At 39.9% G+C, this 19,558-nt stretch carries 16 protein-coding genes and 2 tRNA genes; 9 read left to right on the plus strand and 9 right to left on the minus strand.

The window, feature by feature from the left end; translation table 11 throughout:
• The gene (locus tag ABXZ32_RS02245) at positions 1–1,767 is read right to left on the minus strand and encodes an ABC transporter ATP-binding protein (RefSeq protein ID WP_354617057.1); all 1,767 of its coding nucleotides are present in this window, start codon (positions 1,765–1,767) and stop codon (positions 1–3) included.
• Between the two features lies 1 nt (position 1,768).
• Positions 1,769–2,518 carry a tRNA pseudouridine(38-40) synthase TruA gene (truA, locus tag ABXZ32_RS02250; protein ID WP_354617058.1) on the minus strand — a complete coding sequence of 250 codons (750 nt, stop codon included), beginning with the start codon at positions 2,516–2,518 and terminating at the stop codon, positions 1,769–1,771.
• A 90-nt stretch (positions 2,519–2,608) separates the two neighbouring features.
• Here truA and ABXZ32_RS02255 point away from each other — a divergent pair, with 90 nt between their 5' ends.
• On the plus strand, positions 2,609–3,109 hold the full coding sequence (locus ABXZ32_RS02255) for a metallophosphoesterase family protein (protein ID WP_354617059.1): 501 nt from the start codon (positions 2,609–2,611) through the stop codon (positions 3,107–3,109).
• 75 nt (positions 3,110–3,184) lie between these two features.
• Here the strand turns inward: ABXZ32_RS02255 and ABXZ32_RS02260 are convergent, their stop codons facing one another.
• On the minus strand, positions 3,185–3,595 hold the full coding sequence (locus ABXZ32_RS02260) for a DUF4293 domain-containing protein (RefSeq protein WP_354617060.1): 411 nt from the start codon (positions 3,593–3,595) through the stop codon (positions 3,185–3,187).
• A gap of 192 nt (positions 3,596–3,787) precedes the next feature.
• Between ABXZ32_RS02260 and rho the strand changes: the two genes are divergently transcribed.
• From rho to ABXZ32_RS02280, 4 genes are all read left to right on the plus strand, one after another.
• Positions 3,788–5,467: a transcription termination factor Rho gene (gene rho / locus ABXZ32_RS02265; RefSeq protein ID WP_354617061.1), complete on the plus strand. Its 1,680-nt coding sequence runs from the start codon at positions 3,788–3,790 to the stop codon at positions 5,465–5,467.
• A gap of 413 nt (positions 5,468–5,880) precedes the next feature.
• Positions 5,881–6,687 carry a pyrroline-5-carboxylate reductase gene (gene proC / locus ABXZ32_RS02270; protein ID WP_354617062.1) on the plus strand — a complete coding sequence of 269 codons (807 nt, stop codon included), beginning with the start codon at positions 5,881–5,883 and terminating at the stop codon, positions 6,685–6,687.
• Positions 6,688–6,690: 3 nt separating this feature from the next.
• Complete coding sequence (gene proB, locus ABXZ32_RS02275) at positions 6,691–7,461, plus strand: glutamate 5-kinase (RefSeq protein WP_354617063.1); 771 nt, start codon at positions 6,691–6,693, stop codon at positions 7,459–7,461.
• Positions 7,462–7,476: 15 nt separating this feature from the next.
• Entirely contained in the window at positions 7,477–8,676 is a 1,200-nt protein-coding gene (locus ABXZ32_RS02280; protein ID WP_354617064.1) for a glutamate-5-semialdehyde dehydrogenase, read from the plus strand.
• 71 nt (positions 8,677–8,747) lie between these two features.
• Here ABXZ32_RS02280 and rpsT read toward each other — a convergent pair whose 3' ends face one another.
• From rpsT to proS, 4 genes are all read right to left on the minus strand, one after another.
• Complete coding sequence (gene rpsT, locus ABXZ32_RS02285; RefSeq protein ID WP_354617065.1) at positions 8,748–8,999, minus strand: 30S ribosomal protein S20; 252 nt, start codon at positions 8,997–8,999, stop codon at positions 8,748–8,750.
• A 52-nt stretch (positions 9,000–9,051) separates the two neighbouring features.
• A tRNA-Glu gene (locus ABXZ32_RS02290) sits at positions 9,052–9,123 on the minus strand.
• 71 nt (positions 9,124–9,194) lie between these two features.
• A tRNA-Glu gene (locus tag ABXZ32_RS02295) sits at positions 9,195–9,266 on the minus strand.
• A gap of 78 nt (positions 9,267–9,344) precedes the next feature.
• On the minus strand, positions 9,345–10,820 hold the full coding sequence (gene proS, locus ABXZ32_RS02300) for a proline--tRNA ligase (RefSeq protein ID WP_354617066.1): 1,476 nt from the start codon (positions 10,818–10,820) through the stop codon (positions 9,345–9,347).
• 100 nt (positions 10,821–10,920) lie between these two features.
• Between proS and ABXZ32_RS02305 the strand changes: the two genes are divergently transcribed.
• Together ABXZ32_RS02305 and ABXZ32_RS02310 are read left to right on the plus strand one after the other, a co-directional pair.
• Positions 10,921–12,258: a hypothetical protein gene (locus ABXZ32_RS02305; RefSeq protein WP_354617067.1), complete on the plus strand. Its 1,338-nt coding sequence runs from the start codon at positions 10,921–10,923 to the stop codon at positions 12,256–12,258.
• Between the two features lie 34 nt (positions 12,259–12,292).
• Positions 12,293–13,801 (plus strand): OmpP1/FadL family transporter, encoded by a 1,509-nt coding sequence (locus tag ABXZ32_RS02310; RefSeq protein ID WP_354617068.1) that lies wholly within the window; start codon positions 12,293–12,295, stop codon positions 13,799–13,801.
• A 51-nt stretch (positions 13,802–13,852) separates the two neighbouring features.
• Here the strand turns inward: ABXZ32_RS02310 and ABXZ32_RS02315 are convergent, their stop codons facing one another.
• Entirely contained in the window at positions 13,853–15,196 is a 1,344-nt protein-coding gene (locus ABXZ32_RS02315; RefSeq protein WP_354617069.1) for a T9SS type B sorting domain-containing protein, read from the minus strand.
• Between the two features lie 175 nt (positions 15,197–15,371).
• On the minus strand, positions 15,372–17,174 hold the full coding sequence (locus ABXZ32_RS02320; RefSeq protein WP_354617070.1) for a T9SS type B sorting domain-containing protein: 1,803 nt from the start codon (positions 17,172–17,174) through the stop codon (positions 15,372–15,374).
• Between the two features lie 135 nt (positions 17,175–17,309).
• Here ABXZ32_RS02320 and folE point away from each other — a divergent pair, with 135 nt between their 5' ends.
• Entirely contained in the window at positions 17,310–17,990 is a 681-nt protein-coding gene (folE, locus tag ABXZ32_RS02325) for a GTP cyclohydrolase I FolE (protein WP_354617071.1), read from the plus strand.
• Between the two features lie 14 nt (positions 17,991–18,004).
• Positions 18,005–19,486, plus strand: a complete 1,482-nt coding sequence (gene cysS, locus ABXZ32_RS02330) for a cysteine--tRNA ligase (protein ID WP_354617072.1) — start codon at positions 18,005–18,007, stop codon at positions 19,484–19,486.
• Positions 19,487–19,558 lie beyond the last annotated feature (72 nt).

Consider the following 19,558-nt stretch of genomic DNA (forward strand, 5'->3'; position numbering starts at 1 on the left):
TTATGCCACTTCTTCGGCCAGGAATTGAGCTTCGTATAAACTTTTGTAATATCCGCCTTTTTCCAAGAGTTCCTTATGGGTGCCCGTCTCAATAATTTCACCTGCATCCATTACCAATATTTTATCGGCTTTTTTGATGGTGGCCAAACGGTGGGCTATTATAATTGAAGTCCTGCCTTCCGTAATTTTCTCTGTTGCCTTTTGAATCAGTTGTTCTGAATATGTATCTACGGAGGATGTGGCCTCATCCAGAACCAAAATACTTGGATTGCTCACGTATGCCCTAAGAAATGCAATCAACTGTCGTTGCCCACTGGATAACATGGATCCCCTTTCTTTTACATTATATTGATATCCTCCAGGTAAACTTGAAATAAATTCATGCACGCCAATTTCTTTTGCGGCCTGCTCAATGGTTTCTAAGGAAATTGATTTCTCCTTTAAGGAAATGTTATTGGCAATCGTATCCGCAAAAAGAAATACATCCTGTAGTACGACAGCAATTTTGGTCCTTAAAGAAGACAACCTGAACGTTTTAATATCTATACCATCAATGGCTATAATACCAGAATTTATCTCATAAAATCTATTCAGCAAATTGATGATGGTCGATTTACCAGCCCCTGTTGCTCCAACAATGGCAATGGTTTCCCCAGCTTTTACCTCAAAAGAAATACCGTGAAGCACTTCTTCGTCCTCCAAATAGCCAAAACGAACATCTTTGAAGGATATATTCCCCTGTATTTCTTTCATCTCCAGCTCTCCATTATCCTCGATGGAACTGTTGGTATCCAAAATTTTAAAGACCCTATTGGCTGCCACCATTCCCATTTGGAGGGTATTGAATTTATCCGCTATTTGACGTAATGGCCTGAACAACATCTGTGACAACAGTATAAAGGAGAAGATAGTACCATATTCCTCTTGACTTATCCCAGTAACATTTTGCACCCCTCCGTACCAAACGATCAGACCTATGGTTATAGAGGATACTATTTCTGCAATTGGAAAAAAGATAGAGTTGTACCAAACCGTTTTTAACCAAGCATTCTTGTGCTTCGCATTTATTGCACGAAATTTTTCCCGTTCCAATTTTTCCCTATTGAACAGTTGAACGATTTTCATTCCTGTAAGTCGCTCCTGCACAAAGGAATTAAGATTAGAAACTTGGGTCCGTACTTCTATAAATGCCACTTTCATGGCCTTTTGAAATAATCGGGTGGCATACAACAACAGGGGCAAGATGGCAAAAACTATCAGGGACAACCTCCAGTTCATGGCTAACATAACACCCGCAACCACAAACATTTTAAGTAGATCTGATACAATGACAAAAAAGCCTTGACTGAATATTTCTCCAATACGCTGCATATCTGCCACGGCCCTTGTTACCAAGACACCTATGGAGGATCCGTCAAAATATTTCATCCTAAAACCGATCATGTGTTTAAAAAGGGCTATTCTAATATCCCGAATAACCGATTCTCCAAGCCAGTTTGCATAGTAGTTAAATGACAGCTGACTTAATACCTCGCCCAACAACACTGCGGACATGATCAGTATTAAATTCAATAATTTTTCAGCGTCCTTATTTTTAATGGCCACATCTACAATATCGCCCACCAAAATGGGGGTCAATACAGCGAATACAGATAATAGGATCGCGGCAAAGGCTACTCCGTAAAAAGTGAGGCTATACGGTTTTGTATGCCTCATCAATCTCTTGAACAACCTCATATCAAAGGCTTTTCCTGATTCTTTATCCATATTATGACTTCAATTTTATATGTGAAGGATAGCTCACTTTTGTCAAGTACAACCCTTTTGCCGGCACAGAAACCCCAGCCTTGCTCCTATCCTTACTATTTATTATTTCTTCAACACCTGCCAAAGTGCATTTGCCAAGTCCAACTTCCAGTAATGTCCCTACGATTGCCCGGACCATATTTCTTAAGAATCGGTCCGCTGTAATCGTGAAAACCAAAACATCTCCCTGAATAGTCCATTCTGCCTTCTTAAGCTTACACAAAAAAGTCTTTACATCGGTATTTGATTTTGAAAAGCATTCAAAATCGGTATACTTCAACAATAGGGAAGCCGCTTCGTTCATCTTATCCAAATCCAACCCATATTTTATATAATGGGCCGTATCCATGTAAAATGGATTTTTCTCTTGAACAATCCAATATTCATACGTCCTCTCCTCCGCATCAAAGCGGGCATGGGCATCATCTTGAACCTCATAAATACCGCTGATGGCAATATCATCTGGCAAAAAGGAATTCATTCGGTAACAAAGATCTTCCTTATCAGCAATACCATCAACTTCAAAATGGGCATACATTTGCCTTGCATGTACCCCCGCATCCGTTCTTCCCGCACCCATTAATTCTACCGGCTGTCTTAAGAGCGTTGAAAAAGTTTCTTCCAAGACCTGTTGTACCGTCAATGCATTGGGCTGTTTTTGCCATCCATGGTAAGACTTCCCGAAGTATGAAAAGGCGACAAAATATCTCAAACGAATACTGTATTTTTGTGATGGCAAAGATACCTTAATCCTCCCAAACAGAAATCCAACACTACCATAATTTAGTATATTTTTAGTTTTATGACCCGAATTTTACTCCTTTCCGATACCCATAGCCATATGGACGAAGCCATTTTAAAATACGCCAAACAAGCGGATGAGATATGGCATGCCGGTGATATAGGACAGTTGGAAGTTACGGACACCTTAAAGAAAATAAAACCCCTCAGAGCCGTTTATGGGAATATTGATGATCACAAAGCAAAACTCGAATTCCCTTTGGACAATAGGTTTACATGCGAAGGGGTTGATGTATGGATCACCCACATTGGTGGTTATCCCAACAAATACAATCCAAGGATCAGGGAAGAGATCAAAGCAAATCCACCAAAATTATTTATCACTGGCCACTCCCATATTTTGAAAGTGATGTGGGACAAAAAATTAGGATTGCTACATATGAATCCGGGTGCCTGTGGCAAACATGGCTTTCATGCAGTACGCACTATGTTGCGATTTAACATTGACGGAAAGGACATTAAGGATCTGGAAATTGTGGAATTGGGAAAACGCGGCGTCTAATTAGAGACCTTTGATCATTAAAAAACCCGGGAACAACCCCGGGTTTAACGCACTAATAAAACTAAAATGTTAGGCTTAACGCAAACGATCAACAGATTTTATAAGATCCTCATCCTTTTTTATAGCCCTATTGGCCAATACTAAAAAAACGATAGAAAAGATAGGAATCAGCATCCCAATACCCTTCTCAGAAATGTTACTTTCTCCGGATAAGTTTAGCGATCGGTAAACGAATAATCCTAGTAAAAAAAGATTTAATATCATGTTCAACCTGTTTACCACAAATTGATTTTTTCTGTTCTTATAAAGCAAAATGCACACTAATGCCAATACTGCTGACACATAGAATACCAAAGATACTATAATTTCATTGGCAGCATAAATTTCATTGCCACTGCTGTCCGACCAAAGATTTATCCAAAAAGGAAGCACTCCTGTTAAAAGGATAACAACTATTAGATAAACGGTCTGTATTCTTTGAATCATTGTTTTTATTCCTGATCAGTGGCAAAAATAAGTGTCTTTTTGAGAATTATCCATGAAATATTGAAAATAATTTGTAATATTGCTTTGTTATTAGTTATCACACTTACCATCAAGGGGATATCATTATCTAGTAATACCCAAATAACAATACACTTCAAATTTTCAATTCAAGTATAATTTATTCAACACTTAATGTTTGAAATTTCAGATTTAAAATCAAAAAAGCTTCCTGAGCTTCAGGATATAGCTAAGGGTTTAAATGTTTCCAAGTACAAAACCCTAAAAAAACTGGACCTAGTTTATCAAATTCTAGATGTTCAGGCCTCCAATCCAAAGGCTACAGAGACCGTGCTAGCCTCCACTTCCAATAGTGAGGAGCAAATAGATTCCAAACCAAAAAGATCTAGGGTCTTAAAGGAAAAAAGCACAGCGGTAAAAGGAGAACGTAAACCTGATAGGCGCATAAGTACTCCAAAGGATTCCACTGAGACTCCAAAAGAAGATTCCAGCAACATTACAAAACCTGAGGAAACCAGCAAAAGGACCGAAAAAACTGATAGTACACCTACAGAAAGAAGGCCAAGGCCCCGTCCACAGCAAAGTTCCCCAAAAGAAGCGCACGTAAAAAAGGAACATCCTAAAAGTGCCGCGCCTCATAAGAACTTAAATAAAAAGCCTGTTCATCAAAAACAGGATAAGAGCAACAGTAACTTTGATAAGGACCTAAAAAATAGGTACAAAGAACCCGAATATGAATTTGATAGTATCATTGAAAGTGAAGGTGTTCTTGATATCATGCAGGATGGTTATGGCTTTTTGAGGTCTTCTGACTACAACTACCTATCATCACCTGATGACATCTATGTTTCCCAATCCCAAATTAAATTATTTGGATTGAAAACTGGAGATACAGTTCTTGGTAATGTACGTCCGCCTAAAGAGGGAGAAAAATATTTCCCACTGATCAAGGTGAACAAAATAAATGGCTTAGATCCACAAATTGTCAGGGACAGGGTCTCTTTTGAGCATTTGACCCCCTTGTTCCCACAAGAAAAATTTAATCTTGCTGAAAGACAAAGCACCATATCTACACGAATCATTGACTTGTTCTCCCCTATTGGAAAAGGACAAAGAGGAATGATTGTAGCACAGCCCAAAACAGGTAAAACGATGTTATTGAAAGACATCGCCAACGGAATTGCTGCCAACCACCCAGAAGTTTACCAAATCATTTTATTGATCGATGAACGTCCGGAGGAAGTAACCGATATGCAACGTAACGTACGTGGAGAAGTTATTGCTTCTACCTTTGACAAGGAGGCCACGGAACACGTAAGAGTTGCAAACATTGTTTTGGAAAAAGCAAAACGTTTGGTAGAATGTGGCCACGATGTGGTTATCCTATTAGACTCCATCACACGTTTGGCGAGAGCATACAACACAGTTCAGCCAGCCTCTGGTAAGGTATTGAGTGGTGGTGTAGATGCCAATGCCCTGCACAAACCAAAAAGATTCTTTGGAGCTGCCCGTAATATTGAAAATGGCGGATCTTTATCCATCATTGCAACAGCACTTACGGAAACAGGCTCTAAAATGGACGAGGTGATCTTTGAAGAATTCAAAGGAACAGGTAACATGGAACTTCAATTGGATCGAAAAATATCCAACAGAAGAATATTCCCAGCTATCGACCTTACATCATCAAGTACACGTAGAGATGATCTATTATTGGATGAGAACACCATCCAACGTATGTGGATCTTGCGCAAATACCTCGCGGATATGAATCCAGTAGAAGCAATGGAGTTTATTGAGCAACGCATCAAACAGACTAAAAACAATGAGGAATTTTTATTGACCATGAATCAATAATTCCCAACCTAAAATAATTCAAAACTCCAATAACAAATAGCTGTTATTGGAGTTTTTTTTTACACATAATCTCCAACCACTTGCCTCTATTACAAATCGAATTTCGACACTCAAATATTCCCTAACGCACGCAAACCATAGTTTTGTCATTTGTTTTTAAACTAATAATTTGCTATTTTAAGGTAATACTGACACAATTTCACCCTTATATTAGCTAAGAATAGTCATTTTCGAAGAATTTTTGAAATTTTTCTAAACCTATCATCGTACGAATAATGTACGCTAAGCGCTTTGTATAACTATTTCTTATAGTTATTGTATCTACTAAAGCTACACTCTATCATCAAAATGTCAGCCTCGCATGGTAATTGTTCCATTAAGGCTGTAATATTAATAATAACTAAAAAATCTAAATGAAAGTATTAGTCATAGGCGCAGGAAACATGGGTCTAACATACGCGGAAGCTATGTCAAAGTCGAAATTATTGAAAAAAAGAAATTTAATGATTTTGGACAGTTCCCCTGAAAAAATCCTATCCCTTAAGAAAATTTTACATTTCGACGTATTTGAAAATCTAGAAGATTGCCTGCCCAAGGCAGATTTAATCTTCATAGCGGTTAAACCTTATCACAGTGAGGAGTTATTCGCAAAAATAAAAGCATTGGCCAATCCGGGACAAATTGTTATTTCCATTATGGCCGGGGTAACCATTGGCACCATGCAAGAGTCCATGGGAATTCCTAAAGTTGTAAGGGCCATGCCAAATTTACCGGCACAAATAGGCAAAGGGGTTACCTCCTATACTGCTTCTAAGGAAGTCTCAAGAATAGAACTTTTAACCATAGAAAACCTTTTGGATACTACTGGTAAATCAATACATGTAAGTTCAGAAAAATTTATAGATGCCTCAACAGGCATTTCGGGAAGTGGTCCTGCATACGTATTTTACTTTATGCAAAGTATGATGGAGGCCGCATTAAAAATGGGCTTCTCGGCCAATGACAGTAAAGTCTTGGTGAGCAAAACTTTTGAAGGTGCAGTGGACTTGTTCAATCAATCGGATCTATCCCCAAATTCATGGATGGATAGGGTGGCTTCCAAAGGAGGTACCACAAGAGCCGCATTAGATTCTATGGACGACAATAATGTAAAGGAATTAATAAAAGAAGCCGCGTATTCAGCATTTAATAGAGCTGTTGAACTCGGCGAAGAAAAATAAATCATGTACAAACAAAGAGTAGTTATAAAAGTTGGTACAAACGTAATGACCAACAAAGACAACAGAATTGTAAAACCTGTATTGGACCATCTGGTGCAACAGATAGCAGAACTTTACGAGCAGGACATCATGTCCATTTTGGTCTCATCTGGATCTGTAATAGCCGGTATGGAAGTCATGGGAGATAGCAAAATAACGGATAAAGGCACTAGAAGGCAGGTATATTCCGCCATAGGACAACCTAGGATGATGCGTCATTACTATAACATCTTCCAGGACTATGGAATGAAATGTGCCCAAGTCTTGGCCACAAAGCGGGATTTCAACCCAGGGAACCACAGGGAAAATATGATCAACTGTTACGAGGGTCTGCTATCGGAAGGTGTTGTCCCAATTGCTAATGAGGATGATGCAGTGACCTTGACCGATTCGATGTTTTCAGACAATGACGAACTGGCAAGTCTGGTCGCCGAATTAACCAAGGCAGACAAACTGATCATATTGACAGATACAGACGGACTTTTCACGGGTCATCCGGATGATGAAGATACCGAGGTCATAGAAAATGTAACTGTAGACCAAAATGTTGAGAAATACATTAAAACCATCAAAAAAGGTGAAGCTGAAGGTCGAGGCGGAATGGGCTCTAAATTAAATATTGCCAAAATGACCGCCAATAAAAATATCCCAACCTACATTGCCAACGGAAAGAGAAAGAATGTTATTTTGGATATTATTGAAGGCAAGAATGTTGGTACGAAAATTACAGTCTAATTTTAAAAAAATTTAATGAAGCTATTACAAACAGATATAAAAAATAAAGTATTGCAATCCATGATGATCATCTTGGATAATAAAAGGGAGGCAATTATTGCTGCCAATAAAAAGGACCTTGATCTTTTTGACAAAAGTGATAGGGCCATGTACGACAGACTCATTGTTAACGACAAAAAAGTGGATGGGATGATCCAATCCATTAAGGAGGTCATGCAGCAAGAAGATCCTGTGGGAAAAATAAAATCTGAGAGGATCCTGGAGAATGATTTAAAGATTCAGAACAAGACAGCTCCTTTTGGCACCATCATGATCATTTATGAATCTAGGCCAGATGTAACCATAGAAGCAGCTGTATTGGCCTTTAAAGCCAATAATAAAATACTTCTAAAAGGAGGAAAAGAAGCCCTACATAGCAACCAAATACTGGAATCTTGCTGGCACGAGGCATTAAAAGAAAACAACCTGGATACAGATTGGATAAAATTGATGCACATGAACAGGGCGGAAACTCAGGAATTTCTGAAAAATCCATCTGAAAAATTAGATTTAATCGTCCCAAGAGGGGGAGAACGACTTATTGCCTTTGTAAAAGAGCATGCAAAATGTGCCGTACTGATCAGTGGCCGAGGTAATAACTTTTTATATGTAAGCAAGGATGCCAATTGGGATCAAAGCCTAAAGGTTATCCTCAATGCCAAAACTGATAAAATTTCCGCTTGCAACGCCTTGGATAAAATATTGGTGGACACCAATATAGATGGCTATGAAGACAAAGTAAAAGACCTTAAAAAGGTGCTCAATGACAATGGAGTGTCTATTTTGGTGGACGACAAAATTGGAAAGATATTGCCCAATGAGGAAGCCATAGAGGACGAAGCGATCTGGCATCAGGAATTTTTGGCCATGAAATGCTGTCTTGGCGCAGTAGATACTTTGGATGAAGCCATTCAAAAGATAAACAAGTATTCAGGAGGTCATTCCGCTACCATAATGACAACCCAGACCGATGCAGCAATGGAATTTATGGATCAGGTAGATAGTGCTGCCGTGTACCACAATGCTTCCACTAGATTTACAGATGGTGGTCAAATGGGTGTTGGTGCAGAATTGGCTATAAGTACGGACAAATTGCACCACAGAGGTCCGCTAGGATTGGAACAATTGGTCACCAATAAATATTATGTATTTGGTGACGGACAGATCAGAGTTTAAAACTCAATGAGCTCCATCAAAAAAAGCCTCGTAAAACGAGGCTTTTTTTTATATGATAAAACTACAGTAGATTATAAAGTAGCTACTTTCTTCATTAGGTTGCTCTTAAGGTTTGCAGCCTTATTAGCGTGAATAATTTTGCGTTTCGCCAATTTATCGATCATTCCAACAACAGTTGGCAACAATGTTTCAGCAGCTTTCTTATCTTCCTCGCTACGCAATTTTTTAATTGCATTACGGGTAGTTTTGTGCTGGTACCTGTTACGCAAACGCACTGCTTCGTTTCTTCTAATTCTCTTTAATGCTGACTTGTGATTTGCCATTTTATCTTATTGTTATGTTTTTAAAGGGACCTAAGGTCCTAAATCAAATGTGTAGTCCGTAGGGGAATCGAACCCCTGTTACCAGGATGAAAACCTGGCGTCCTAACCCCTAGACGAACGGACCATTATTTTTGGTATCATGAATTGCCTTTTTAACAAAAAACAACTCCCAAAAAATATTTCAAATTAAACTTGTAGTCCGTAGGGGAATCGAACCCCTGTTACCAGGATGAAAACCTGGCGTCCTAACCCCTAGACGAACGGACCATTACATTGCGTAATTGCGGATGCAAAAATACAATTATTTTTTACTATTGCAACACCTACAGAATATTTTTTTAAATTTTAATATGCCTTTGCAAACAATACCCTTTTTGTTGCAGGTTTTCCTGTAACCAGGCAACTTCCAACCTCGTCCTTAGCATCTATTGGAATACAACGTATTGTTGCTTTAGTCTCATCTTTTATTTTTTCTTCTGTTTCTAGGGTTCCGTCCCAAAAGGCAGAAACGAATCCTCCTTTATTTTCCAGCACTTCCTTGAACTCATCATAAGAGTTTACCTCTGTAATATGTGTTTTTCTATGGTCAAGCGCCTTTTGGAATATATTGCGTTGAATATCCTCCATTAAAAATTCAATTTTGGCGACCACGTCATCAGCGTTTACCGTTTCCTTTTCCAAGGTATCCCTTCTGGCCACTTCATAAGTACCATTATCCATATCGCGTTGACCAATAGCCAAACGAACTGGAACCCCCTTTAGTTCATATTCATTAAACTTGAAGCCCGGTTTGTGTGTATCCCTGTTATCAAATTTAACAGAAATACCTTTTGAGCGCAATTCCTTGACCAATGGCGCCACTCTATCAGAAATGGCATCCAATTGTTCCTCTCCTTTATATATAGGTACAATTACCACTTGGATAGGAGCTAATTTTGGAGGCAGCACCAACCCATTATCATCACTATGGGTCATCACCAAAGCACCCATCAAACGCGTAGAAGCTCCCCAGGAGGTTGCCCATACATATTCTTGGCTTCCTTCCTTGGTGGCAAATTTCACATCAAAGGCCTTGGCAAAATTCTGACCTAGAAAATGTGAGGTACCTGCTTGTAGCGCCTTTCCATCTTGCATCAATGCCTCTATACAGTAGGTTTCTACAGCTCCTGCAAAACGTTCACTTTCAGTTTTAATTCCTTTTATAACCGGCATTGCCATATGTTCCTCGGCAAATTCAGCATAAATATTCATCATTTGCTCCGCTTCGGCAATGGCCTCTTTCTCAGTGGCATGAGCAGTATGCCCTTCTTGCCATAAAAATTCAGCTGTCCTTAAGAACAAACGAGTCCTCATCTCCCAGCGTACCACATTGGCCCATTGATTGATCAATAGCGGTAAATCACGGTAAGACTGAATCCATCTTCTATACGTATCCCAAATAATAGTTTCTGAGGTAGGCCTAACAATAAGCTCTTCTTCCAATTTGGCATCCGGATCAACAATGATCCCACTACCATCCTCTGCATTCTTTAACCTATAATGGGTGACTACGGCACACTCCTTAGCAAAACCCGCAACATGGCTTGCCTCTTTACTCAAATAGGATTTTGGTATGAACAACGGGAAATAAGCATTTTCATGCCCTGTTTCCTTGAACATCTTATCTAACTGAGCTTGCATCTTTTCCCAAATGGCAAAACCATAGGGTTTTATAACCATACAACCCCTAACTCCCGAATTCTCAGCGAGATCCGCTTTTACAACAAGTTCATTATACCATTTGGAATAATCTTCTGCTCTTTTCGTTAAATTTTTACCCATATTAGTAAGTTTGGCACAAAACTTGCGACTTTATTCTTATAAAAAAATAGTTCGGCAAAACTAACTATTTTTACCATGTTCAACAATTAAATTAACAACGATGATACAAACTGCACCCCTTAAAAAAATTAGAACGGCATCCTTCCTTGCCCTGATAGGCATTTTAGGGGTCTCCTGTGGGTCTTACCAACAGGCATCGTATTACAACGATGGTATATATTCTGACAACGACAGACCTGTTGTTGAATCCAGATCACGCGTAGTTGTTCAAGAGCCACAACAAAATGAAACCAATACCTATGGTGACTATTTTGGACAAAAGGCCGATGAATACCAGGAAATTCTTGAAAGCGAAGTATTTACCGATGTAGATGGTTATTACAGCAATGTTGAACAGGATAGTTTAGATGTAAACCAAGATGACAATTACTATGGATATAACAACACCTACAATGGACAACCGGGCTGGGGAGATAATCCACAATCTGTAAATATCAATATTTATGACAACAACTGGGGCTGGGGCGGCTATGGATTAGGATGGGCCGGTTACTGGGGTTATGGAGATTGGTATTATGGTGGACTTTATAGACCTTGGGGTTGGAACCGTGGCATAGGATGGAACAACTGGGGCTGGGGCGGTGGCTTCGGCTGGGGTGGTTTTTATGGCTACAATGCTTGGGGCTATGGTTATGGTTGGAATAATTGGGGATATGGGTACGGCTATGGCTGGAACAGACCTTGGTATGGCAACTATTACAACAACTACAATAGGGCATACGGCTATAACAGCGGAAGAAGAGGCTATTACAATAGCAACAATTCTGTTCGCGATATAAATTCCACTGCGCTTAGAGGGAGATCCAATTTGTCTACCTCCAGCACTAGAGGCAATGATACCAGATATAGAAGCAGTACCAATAGATCCAACATCAACAATAGGAGCACTACTGGTAGAAATTCTAGCACGTACAGAAGTGGAACTACATCCAGAAGAACGGTTGGGGTAGATGCTGCACAACGAAATAGGTCTTACCGAACCAGTAGAAGTGTTAGAACAGCCCCGAGATATAATAACAGCGCTAGGAGTTCGCAAACCTATAGAGGTACCTCACCACAGAACAACTCTTACCAAAGATCAACCCCAAGGAGCAGCAATTATTCAAGATCCTCCTCCCCAAATACCAGGAGATCTAGCGGTGCTGTTAGAAGCAGTAGCAGAAGTAGCTCCAGAAGTTCTGGAAACGTACGAAGCTCAGGGGGAAGCAGCTCAAGAAGCTCAGGCAATGTTAGAAGTTCAGGTGGCAGTAGCTCCAGAAGTTCTGGAAGCGTAAGAAGTTCTAGTGGCGGAAGCTCTAGGAGTTCTGGAAGTGTAAGAAGTTCTGGTGGCGGAAGCTCTAGAAGCTCAGGTGGATCCTCATCTAGAGGAAGAGGATAATAAATCCGTTACGTTCAAACTTAAACTTTAAAAAATGAAAAGGAATTTCACTTTACTAATGGTCTTCGCATGCCTCATCTCAAATGCCCAGAACATTACAGATGTACTTAGATATAGCACGGAAAACATACAGGGAACAGGAAGATTTCAAGGACTTAGTGGGGCATTTGGTGCCTTAGGAGGAGATTTATCTGCCTTAAATGTGAACCCTGCGGGCTCAGCAGTTTTTAATAACGGACAGTTTTCCATTTCAGCTTCCAACTATTACAGGGACAATAGTGCCAAATATTTCAACAGCACTTCTTTATCCGATTTAAACTCATTGGACATCAATCAATTGGGTGTTGTATTTGTATTTAACAACACGGATATGAATTCGGACTGGAAAAAAGTTTCCTTGGCCTTGAATTACGATTTGGTTCAAAACTATGACGATGATGTTTTTATATCGGGAAATAGCAATCAGGGTATTGATAATTACTTTTTGAACTTCGCAGAAGGCGTTCCCTTTGGCCCCCTATTGATACAAAACGGGGAATTTATAGAAGAAGCCTATTTAGATATTGGATCTAGCCTAGGTTTTGTAGACCAACAAGCTTTTCTTGGATACTACGGTGGTGTTATAGATCCTGTGGATGAAAACGATGATAACAATACTGCCTATATCTCCAATGCCAAATACAGTACGGTGAATCAAAGATATTTTAAGAGCACTTCTGGATACAATGGCAAGTTTACCGTGAATCTAGCTACGCAATACCAAGACAACTTATATTTTGGTGCCTCTTTAAATTTTCACAGCGTTTCCTACAACCAATTGACAACCCTAAGGGAAAGTGGTTATGATAGTGACTCTGAAATTCAGTTCACCACCTTCGATAATCTATTGCGTACAGAAGGTGCAGGATTTAGTTTGAGTTTGGGAGGGATTGCAAAATTAAACGAAAATATTAGGATTGGCGGAAGCTACCAATCCCCTACTTGGTACCGATTGACAGATGATACTGCCCAAAGAATAAATTCCGATTTGGCGGATAGCGATATAGGATTTATCAATTTCAACATTGTAAACCTTTTTGAGCGCTACACCATAAAAACACCGGCAAAAGTAACGGGAAGTTTGGCTGTAATCTTTGGATCAGACGGATTATTGAGCTTCGATTATGGCTATCAGGATATGTCCCAAGCAGAATTGAGACCTACCAACGATCCTGCCTTCCAATCAGAAAATGCCTTTATCAGCAATGCACTAGGCGGTGTTTCTTCCTTTAGATTGGGTGGAGAATACCGAATTGATCAAGTGAGTTTAAGGGCTGGATATAGATACGAGCAAAGCCCGTACAAAAATGGGTTCACCATTGGCGACCTCAATGGCTATTCGGCTGGAATAGGATACAACTTTGGCGGAAGTAGATTGGATCTTGCCTACAATAAATCGGAGCAGGATATAGATCAACAATTGTACAGCACTGGATTGAATACTCCTGCCGCAATCAACACAAGGAACAGTAATATTACCTTGGGATACGCCTTAAATTTCTAAGAAAAAAATAGTATGACACAAAAAAACCAGCAATTGCTGGTTTTTTTGTTGTTATCGGACCAAGGAGAAATGGTTCTTTAGTGTTTTTGACACAATGATACCCTGCTCGTCCCTGGAATATTCCATCTTAAACCAATAATCAGAGGAAGGCATGGGCTTCCCAATATAAGTACCATCCCAGCCCAAGGTATTCTGTTCCATTTGTTTTAATAGCTTGCCATACCGATCAAAAATAAAAATGACCGGGCTTACCAAGGTTTCTATCCCTTTAATATTCCAGAAATCATTAACACCATCGCCATTAGGAGTGAAGAATTTAGGGTAACCTACCACTAAAAAAGGAATTGGGTCTGTGGTTCCGCATCCATTCTTATCATTTATGATGACCGTATTTACTCCAGGAGGTACATCAAGGAATATTGGGGAATCTTGAAATTCCCCCCCATTGATGGCATACTCATAAGCACCATCACCGTCTACCACAATTTCAATATTATTGCTGTCTGACATATCCGCAAGGATAATCACTTCGTCCAAAACGGGCATCCCGTAATAAGTGATCAAAATATCATCCGTAATTATGGTAGCCAAACTTGTTTCTATTTCCACATAATATCTCCCTGAGTTCGGACTGGTTACCGTTAATTGGGTCGCTCCTGGGCCAGAGTCTAGAACAGCATCAATGGTGCCATCATCTTCATAATCCACACTCCATGTGACATTAACGATATCGGGACCAGCAGGTGAGTTCAAGGCGCTTAAAACGATATCTGGATCATCTTCGCAAGCATAGATATCCAACCCTAAAAATTCATCCCTAAGCGTACAGTCCAAAGCAGAGTTTTGATCATCATCCACAGAACTTCCAGTAAAAGTCAAGGAAAATGGTTCAGGATCCCCATCAAAATTAGTATTGAAATTATTGATCAACAAGTAGTAGATTTCCCCAGCAGTAACATCCAACCATTCATCGTAGGTGTTTTGACTACCTGTTAAAAAAGGAGCCCCTTCCTGGCCAGTGGCCGGATTGACACCTATTCCAGTAAAATCGGTATTATTAACCTCGTAATTACACCTTATGGGCTGTGCGGTTCCACTACTAATGGCACCACAATCCACATCGGGACCATAAAGCGCAAAATCCCATTCGGCTGTGGAAGAAAGAGCTTCTATATCAAAGCCAATCTGTCCGTCCGTACCGGCTCTAAATACATACCAAGAGGTGTTGTTTTCTATATTTGCGGATGCCACACTTCCCTTTTCCAAACATCCAGATTGACGTATGGTATCGGGGTCAAAATCGTCCACATCCCCACTGCCATCAGTCTCCGACAAGATAGGAGCATCGGCACAAACAGGAATGGCACTACGACAATCAGGGGAATTCTGTGCCATGGCGCTCCAGGAAAACAGGAACCAAAAACACATTGAATAAAAAAGAATTCGCATAGATTATGGGGCTATCGTGATACAAATAATCAGTATTATAACTCACACTACCCTATTTTAGTATACTACATCCAAAAATTTATGCACTTTATCGTCAAAAGGAAACCCTGAGGAATTTTCTCTACCGTTTTAGAGAAAAGTGACTATCAATAAATTTAGCTGTGGTTCGTTGCCCTCTGGCATCTATATAGGTGAGTTTAAACCAATAATCGGATGAAGGTAAACTTTTACCATTGACATCTCCGTTCCATCCCATACTATCCTTGGTCATCTGCCTCAATAGTTTCCCATAACGATCATAGATAAAGATCACAGGATCTTGAAGGGCTTCAATGCCAACAATATGCCATTCATCATTGACCGTATCCCCATTGGGACTGAAAAATTTTGGAAATCCAACCACTACAATGGATTCCGAAACGGATCCGCAGCCTTTAAGATCATTAATAGTGACCATGTGGTCACCTGGTATTACATTGGTGAAAATATTCCCAACTTGAAACGGTCCATTGTCCAGTTGGTATTCAAACTGACCTTCAATATCTGTAATGACCGTAACAGTGTTATTATCCTGAACATCCTCTATGATTACATCCGTAATCGCTGGAGTTTTAGAAATAACAACAGCTATAGGCACTATTCGTTCACAAGGAAAACCATTCTCCTCATATGTCATCGTCAGAATATATGTCCCCCCTTCGTCAACTTCAATACTGGAGGTTGTGGCCCCTGAATCCCATGAATACCTATAATTCATATTGGCATTAAGCTCACCTATGACCACTGAAGTGCTATTCTCACATAAAAATATTTCCGTTGGAAAGGTAATTTCCGGAGTTTGCAACACCTGTAATTCAAATTGCTGTGTAACATCAAAACATTCGGGATTGGCCAAGGATGTTGTTCTAACATAGATTGTTTCCTGGCCTGCTCTGATGGGATATTCCTTTGGAAGTTGATTTAAGCCATCAACTGCATCCGGCAAAGAATTATGGTAGCTCACTATAAAATCTGTTGCAGATTGACTTCCCAAAGCTTCTATGTCTTTTTGGAACAGATCATAAAAACCTTGATCAGAACAGGTGATTTCATCGGCAACCGCAAAGGTTGTTGGCGCTGTTATAAACCCTATTTGCACATCACTAAATATCGTTTCTCCCGTAGTACTTACTTTCACCCTATAGAAGGCCGAGGTATTCACATTTATAGTAGGACCCGTTTCTCCAATCAGTAAGGCAAACCCACTTCCTGTATCCGAGAACCATTCATACTGTGTTGCATCCGTTGTTGTAGCATCTAAAACTATGTTTTCATTGTCACATGCTACCAGCGGTGGTCCCAATAAATTAGTAATGATGGAACAATCCAGGGCATCGTTGGGATTAGTTTCAAAAATACTACCGGAGAATTGGATGGAGAACCCAGAGTTGCTATTGCTATAATTGTTGATCAACAAATAATAATCCTCTCCTGCGGTAACCTCTAACCACTCATCATACAAAAGGGACTCAGTATTCCCTGTGGGGTCTTCCCCTACTCCCATATGGGTAAGATTATCGCGATTGTCAAAAAAATTACATCGCACAGGCTCTCCCAGACTACCACAATCACTGGCTTTGTATAGGGCAAAATCCCAATCTTCAGAAGCGTCAAAACCTATATTAAATCCTAGCTGACCCGCGGCTGAAGTTCTAAATCTGTACCATGCGGAATTGTCTTCTATAAAACCACTGAGAGAAGTCTCTAAGCAACCAGAAGTGGCTGCACCGTTAAAATCATCAATACCATAGTCGTTTGTTCCTCCATTGACCGGGGTATTGCTACAAATAGGAATAGCCTCACTACAATCTGGAGATATTTGCCCAAAGACAATTTGTATCCCAAATAATAATGGCAACCATAACAGTACAGTAAGCCTTTTCATAAATCAATTCCTATTTGCTGGTTTAAAAATAAACAGAGTCGCACCTTAACACTAATTTATGTTGTCAAACACCCCATACATGGCATAAAGTGGCATTTAATGTATATCTTTGCCTCCTTAAAAAGTTATAACTAAATGAAAGTGGATAGCGCATTAGAAGAGCATTTTGAAGAGATGGGAGACAACCATGCTTCTTCTGCAGAGGACACGCCTTTAAGAGAGGATGCCTTCGTTTTGAGTGATGAGGAAAAAATAAAAAGAATAAAGGGAAGCGTTAAGGAAATAATGTTGACTCTTGGACTGGATTTGGATGATGACAGTCTTAAGGGAACTCCTAATCGTGTAGCCAAAATGTTCGTAGATGAAATTTTTGGGGGACTGCACCCAAACAGAAGACCTAAAGCCTCCACCTTTGAAAACAAATATAAATATGGCGAGATGCTTGTGGAGAAAAATATCACCCTCTACTCCACTTGTGAGCACCATTTATTACCCATCGTAGGTAGGGCACATGTTGCCTATATTTCAAATGGTACCGTTGTTGGATTATCCAAGATGAACAGGATTGTGGATTATTTTGCCAAAAGACCACAAGTTCAAGAACGCTTGAATATTCAAATTGTACGCGAACTACAAAAAGTATTGGGCACCGAAGATGTTGCTTGTGTGATAGACGCCAAACACCTTTGTGTTAATTCACGAGGAATACGAGATATAGAAAGTAGTACCGTAACAGCAGAATACGGTGGTAAATTTAAAGATGACGCAGTGAGAAAGGAGTTCTTGAACTTCATTAATCTGGACACCAACTTTTAATTCTTCAATTGGCAATGCAGCTTTATAAATCCCAAACCCTAAAGATTTACAATTCCCTAACCGGCAAAAAAGAAATTTTTGAACCTATAAACGAAGGCCATATAGGCATGTATGTTTGTGGTCCGACCGTTTACAGCAATGTGCACTTGGGAAATTGCAGAACTTTTATGTCTTTTGATATGATTTTTAGATATCTAAAGCATTTGGGCTATAAGGTAAGGTATGTCCGAAATATTACGGATGCAGGGCATTTGGAGAACGATGCAGATGAGGGGGAGGACAAAATCGCAAAAAAGGCGAGGTTGGAGCAAATTGAGCCTATGGAAGTCGTTCAGCGATATACCGTTGATTTCCACAATACCCTTCAGAAATTTAATTTCTTATCGCCCAGCATTGAGCCAACGGCCACGGGGCACATTATAGAACAAATAGAGATCATCAAGGTTATTCTGGAAAAAGGACTTGCATACGAAGTAAACGGATCTGTTTATTTTGATGTGGTCAAGTTCAACAAATCTTATGAATATGGTAAGTTGAGCGGTAGAAAATTGGAGGATATGATCACCAATACCCGTGAGCTTGCCGCACAGGACGAGAAAAAAAGTCCTCAGGATTTTGCACTTTGGAAAAAAGCCGAACCACAGCATATCATGCGTTGGCCTTCCCCATGGGGAGATGGTTTTCCGGGCTGGCATCTGGAATGTACGGCCATGAGCACAAAATACCTTGGAGAAACATTTGACATCCATGGAGGTGGAATGGATTTAAAATTTCCCCATCACGAATGTGAAATAGCACAAGCCGAAGCCAGTAATGGCCACTCACCGGTAAACTATTGGATGCATGCCAACATGCTTACCCTAAACGGTAAAAAAATGGCAAAATCCACTGGAAACAACATTCTCCCGAATGAAATGTTTTCTGGGGAGAACGATATACTAAGCAAGCCTTTTACCCCAACAGTTGTCCGATTTTTTATGATGCAAGCGCATTATACCAGTATTCTCGATTTGAGTAATGAAGCCCTGTTGGCCTCAGAAAAGGGGTTCCAAAAATTGATGGATTCCCTGGACCTGCTGGACAAATTGGAAACGGCTGCCGATTCTGACTTTGACGTGGCATCATGGAAGCAGAAATGCTACGATGCCATGAACGATGATTTTAATACGCCTATCTTAATCGCAACCTTGTTTGAAGCTGTAAAGCATATCAACCTGATCAAAGAAGGGAAAGAAAACATTTCAGAAGCGGACAAGAATACGTTAAGGGAAACCATGCACAGTTTTATCTTTGATGTACTTGGTCTGGATCATAAAGTAGACGCACAAGGAGATTCGGATAAGCTACCTGGCGTTGTAGATTTATTGATTCAATTGCGAAATGAGGCACGTGCCAACAAAGATTTTGCAACATCCGATAAAATCAGGGACCAATTGGCTGCCTTGGGCATTCAGTTAAAAGACGGAAAAGAAGGCACTACTTTTAGTGTATCCTAAATAAGGCCTTTAAAGTATCAACATAAGATATTTTATTTATGGCACTCAAGAAATTTCACCTGGCTAATTAAC

Source organism: Sediminicola luteus (assembly GCF_040566555.1).
GTDB lineage: Bacteria > Bacteroidota > Bacteroidia > Flavobacteriales > Flavobacteriaceae > Sediminicola.